This is a genomic window from Aquabacterium sp. (assembly GCF_021768455.1).
Classification (GTDB): domain Bacteria; phylum Pseudomonadota; class Gammaproteobacteria; order Burkholderiales; family Burkholderiaceae_C; genus Aquabacterium.
Genome location: NZ_JAIZVX010000222.1, coordinates 1 through 4,642 on the forward strand (window position 1 = coordinate 1; position 4,642 = coordinate 4,642).

General features: G+C 68.5%; 5 protein-coding genes. 4 read left to right on the forward strand and 1 reads right to left on the reverse strand.

Translation table 11 applies throughout. The annotated features are described in order from the left end of the window. From QZ994_RS18840 to QZ994_RS18855, 4 genes are all read left to right on the forward strand, one after another. The coding region (locus QZ994_RS18840; protein WP_290877319.1) for a DUF898 family protein at positions 1-718 on the forward strand (718 nt) is incomplete at its 5' end. A gap of 105 nt (positions 719-823) precedes the next feature. Continuing rightward, positions 824-2,197 (forward strand): adenylosuccinate lyase, encoded by a 1,374-nt coding sequence (purB, locus tag QZ994_RS18845; protein ID WP_290877322.1) that lies wholly within the window; start codon positions 824-826, stop codon positions 2,195-2,197. Between the two features lie 56 nt (positions 2,198-2,253). After that, a complete protein-coding gene (gene pyrF / locus QZ994_RS18850; RefSeq protein WP_290877325.1) occupies positions 2,254-3,093 on the forward strand; it encodes an orotidine-5'-phosphate decarboxylase in 840 nt (279 codons plus the stop codon). A 68-nt stretch (positions 3,094-3,161) separates the two neighbouring features. Next, entirely contained in the window at positions 3,162-4,037 is an 876-nt protein-coding gene (locus QZ994_RS18855) for a fumarylacetoacetate hydrolase family protein (protein WP_290877328.1), read from the forward strand. 23 nt (positions 4,038-4,060) lie between these two features. Here the strand turns inward: QZ994_RS18855 and QZ994_RS18860 are convergent. Beyond that, positions 4,061-4,642: TetR/AcrR family transcriptional regulator (locus tag QZ994_RS18860; RefSeq protein ID WP_290877331.1), on the reverse strand; the 582-nt coding region annotated here is incomplete at its 5' end.

Sequence of the window (4,642 nt, forward strand, 5' to 3'; positions counted from 1 at the left end):
GAACAGGCTGCCGCCCACGGACCCGCCCTGCGCGTCGCTGGCCGAGTTGCAGATGCGGCTGGCCTGGGGGCTGGCCCTGGGGGCTTGGCTGCTGGCCGTGCCGTCTTTCCTGGCGGTGTGGCTGCTCTACCGGCAGGGACACCTGCGCCTGGGACCGCTGGGCCTGCGCTGGCTGGTTGACAGGCCGGCCTTGCGCATGGCCTGGGTGCGCACCGTGGTCTGGTCCTTCCTGGCAGGCAGCTTCGTGCTGGGCCTGGCGGCCTGTGCGATGGGGGCGGTGGTGCTGTTGCAGGGGCCTGGGCACCTCGGTGTCCAGGGGCTCTCGATCACGGTGTCGGTGTGTGCGGCCCTGGTGTTGGCGACGGCATGGGCCTGCGCCCAGGCGCGGTTGCAGAACCTGGTCTGGCGCCGCACCGGCTGCCGCCATCTGCGCTTTCGCAGCGAGCTGTCGGTGTCCGGCCATGTGGCCCTGCAGGCGCGCAACCTGCTGTGTCTGGTGCTCACGGCCGGGCTCTACTGGCCCTGGGCCGTGGTGGCCTCTCGGCGTCAGCGCACCGAGGCCCTCTCGGTCTGGACCCGGGTCGATGCCGACGTGCTCAAGGCCCATTGGCCCACCCACGAGGCAGCGCGTCGCGCGGGTCAGTCGCCAGCGCCTTCGCTGTCGAGTCTGCACGGCAGCCACCTGACGACGCAGCCGCACGTGGCCAGCTTGTCTTAAAATGGCGGGTTCGTCTGCGCCCACCTCAGGGCCAGGCCGAAGCACGACAGCCACTGTCGGCTTCTTTCCAGAACCCCTTCCGGTCTAGTCCACCGGCGACCCGCCATGAACCTGTCTGCCCTTTCCGCCCTGTCGCCGCTGGACGGCCGTTATGCCTCCAAGGTTTCGGCCCTGCGCCCCCTGCTGTCCGAGTTCGGCCTGATGCACCGCCGCGTGCAGGTCGAGGTGGAGTGGTTCATCGCCCTGTCGGACGCCGGTCTGCCCGAGTTCGCCCCCCTGAGCGAAGCCGCCCGAGGCTACCTGCGCGGCCTCGTGGCCCGCTTTGCCGAGGCCGACGCCCAGGCCATCAAGGACATCGAAAAGACCACCAACCACGACGTCAAGGCCGTGGAGTACTGGCTCAAACAGCGCTTTGCCAACCACCCCGAGCTGGAAAAGGCCGGCGAGTTCGTGCACTTCGCCTGCACCTCGGAAGACATCAACAACACCAGCCACGGCCTGATGCTCAAGGCCGCGCGTGAACAGGTCATCCTGCCCACGGTCGACGCCCTGATCGGCACCCTGAGCGGCATGGCCCACCAGTTCGCGGCCATCCCCATGCTGAGCCGCACCCACGGCCAGACCGCTTCGCCCACCACCGTGGGCAAGGAAATCGCCAACGTGGTGGCCCGCCTGGCCAACGCCCGCGACCGGATCGCCGAGGTCAAGCTGCTGGCCAAGATGAACGGCGCCGTGGGCAACTACAACGCCCACCTCTCGGCCTACCCCGAGAAGGATTGGGAAGCCTTCAGCCAGGGCGTCATCGAAAACCAGTTGGGCCTGACCTTCAACCCCTACACCATCCAGATCGAGCCGCACGACTACATGGCCGAGCTGTTCGACGCCGTCACGCGCACGAACACGATCCTGATCGACTTCTCGCGCGACGTGTGGGGCTACATCAGCCTGGGTTACTTCAAGCAGCGCACCAAGGCGGGCGAGATCGGCTCCAGCACGATGCCGCACAAGGTCAACCCCATCGACTTCGAGAACGCCGAAGGCAACCTGGGCCTGGCCAACGCCGTGCTAACCCACCTGAGCCAGAAGCTGCCCATCAGCCGCTGGCAGCGTGACCTGACCGACTCCACCGTGCTGCGCAACATGGGCGTGGCCCTGGGTTATGCCCTGCTGGCCTACGACAGCCTGGCCCGCGGCCTGGGCAAGCTGGAAGTCAACCCCCAGGCCCTGGCCGACGACCTCGACAGCGCCTGGGAAGTGCTGGCCGAGCCCATCCAGACCGTGATGCGCCGCCACGCCCTGCCCAACCCCTACGAGCGCCTGAAGGAGCTGACCCGCGGCAAGGCCATCACGAAGGAGTCCATCCAGGCCTTCGTGCAGACCCTGGAGTTGCCTGACGAGGACAAGGCGCGCCTGCTGGCCATGACCCCGGGCAACTACATCGGCAAGGCCATCGAGCTGGCCGAGCGCATCGGCAAGTAAGCGCCCCGGCAACACACGCGCACCCACACGGACAGGCAGACAGGACAAGGCCCCGCATGATCTTCACCGAGCAACTGCTGCGCGCGCAGCAACGCAACGACTCCCTGCTCTGCGTGGGCCTGGATCCGGAACCGTCGAAGTTCCCGGGCGCCTGGAAGGGCCAGCCCGAGCGCATCTACGATTTCTGTGCCGCCATCGTCGATGCCACCAAGGACCTGGTCTGCGCCTTCAAGCCGCAGATCGCCTACTTCGCCGCGCACCGCGCCGAAGACCAGCTCGAGCGCCTGATGGCCCACATGCGCCGTGTGGCACCGGGCGTGCCCGTGATCCTCGATGCCAAGCGCGGCGACATCGGCTCCACCGCCGAGCAGTACGCCCAGGAGGCGTTCACGCGCTACCAGGCCGATGCGGTGACGCTGTCGCCCTTCATGGGCTTCGACACCATGGAGCCCTTCCTGCGCTTCCCGGGCAAGGGCGTGATCCTGCTGTGCCGCACCTCCAACCCCGGGGGCTCCGACCTGCAGAACCTGCGCCTGGCCGACATCGAAGGCCAGCCGCGCGTGTACGAGCACATCGCCAAACAGGCGCAAGGCCCGTGGAACACCAACGGCCAGATGGGCCTGGTGGTGGGTGCGACCTTCCCGGAAGAGATCGCCCGCGTGCGCGAACTGGCCCCGACGCTGCCCCTGCTGATCCCGGGTGTGGGCGCCCAGGGTGGCGACGCCGTGGCCACGGTCAAGGCTGGCCTGAAGACGGACGCCAGTGGCGCCATCACCGGCACCATCGTGGTCAACAGCTCGCGCGCCGTGCTCTACGCCAGCAGTGGCGACGATTTCGCCAGCGCCGCCCGCCAGGCCGCCCAGGCCACGCGCCTGGCGCTGAACGCGGCCCGCTGAGCCCAGGCCTCTGCACGCAGGGCCCTTTGAGGGCATGATCAGGCGGTGTCCACAACAAGAGGCCCGTCATGCACCTGTGTACCTATGAACTCGACGGCCGGACCCAACTGGGTCTGGTCCACGGCTCCGGCATCGTCAACCTGAGCCGCGCCCTGGGCGATGCGCTCTCGGCCCACCAGCCCATGATCGACCTGATCGCGCAGTGGGACAGGTTGAAAGACCGCGTTGCCGCGCTGCTCGACGCCCCGGCCGACACCACGCTCGACGCCGTGCGCCTGCTGGCCCCCGTGCCCCGCCCGGGCAAGGCCCTGGCCATCGGCCTCAATTACCTCGACCACGTGCAGGAAAGCATCATCGGCGAAAGCCGCACGGTGCCGGCCCACCAGGTCTGGTTCCCCAAGCTGGCGTCGGCCATCAACGGGCCCTTCGATCCCATCGTGCTGCCCCGCGTGTCGGGCATGACCGACTACGAGGGCGAGCTGGTGGCCATCATCGGCCAGCGCTGCCGCCATGTGCCGCGCGAGCGCGCCAGCGAGGTCGTGTTCGGCTACTGCGTGGGCAACGACGTTTCGGTGCGCGATTACCAGAAGCGCACCTCGCAGTGGACGCTGGGCAAGTCTTTCGACACCCACGCGCCCTTCGGCCCCTGGCTCACCACCGCCGACGAGGTGGGTGACCCGCACGCGCTCGAGCTCAGTTGCTGGGTCAACGGCGAGCGCCGCCAGCACACCCACACGCGCCTGATGATCCACAACATCTGGGACCAGATCGCCCAGCTCACCGAGGTGATGACGCTGGAGCCCGGCGATGTGATCTTCACCGGCACCTGCAGCGGCGTGGGCGCGGCCTTTGATCCGCCCAGGTTCCTGAAGGAGGGCGACACGGTGCGCGTCGAGATCGAGCGCCTGGGCGCCATCGTGGCGCGTTGCGTGGCCGAAGGCTGAGGCGCCCCTCAGCGCGGAAAGGGTCAGGCCTGGGCGGTGCCCAGGCCCAGCAACACCGCCCGGATGAAGCCGGTCACCTCGGGCGCGAGTTCGCGCAGGTGGTCGGCTCGGCCCTGTTCGATGGCGTGCAGGATCAGCTCGTTGACCCCGCCCACCAGGGCCACGGCCAGCAGCGGGGTCAGCGGGGCCTGGCCGGCTTCACGCTGGCGCGAGGTCTCGACCTGTTGCAGCAGGAAATGCACAAAGCGGTCGAGGATGCTGCGGCGCACGGCCAGCCCGGCCGGCCCCAGGTTCATCAGTTCGATGCACAGGGTCCGGATCAGGGCCGGTTGCACCTGGATGTGCTGCAGGTAGGCCTCGATCGACCAGCTCAGCTGCGCCTGCCAGGTGGCGTGCTGCACCACGCCTTCCGACATCACGGCCAGCGTGCGCTCGGCCAGCTTTTCGCACAGGGCCAGCAGGCAGGCGTCCTTGCTCTGGAACTGCTCGTAGAAGGTGCGTTTCGACACCCGGGCCTGGGCCACCACGTCGACTGGCACCACCTGCGCCTCGGGTTTGGTCGAGGAGGCGAAGAAGGCGCCGAAGGCCACGTAGCTGGCGCCTTC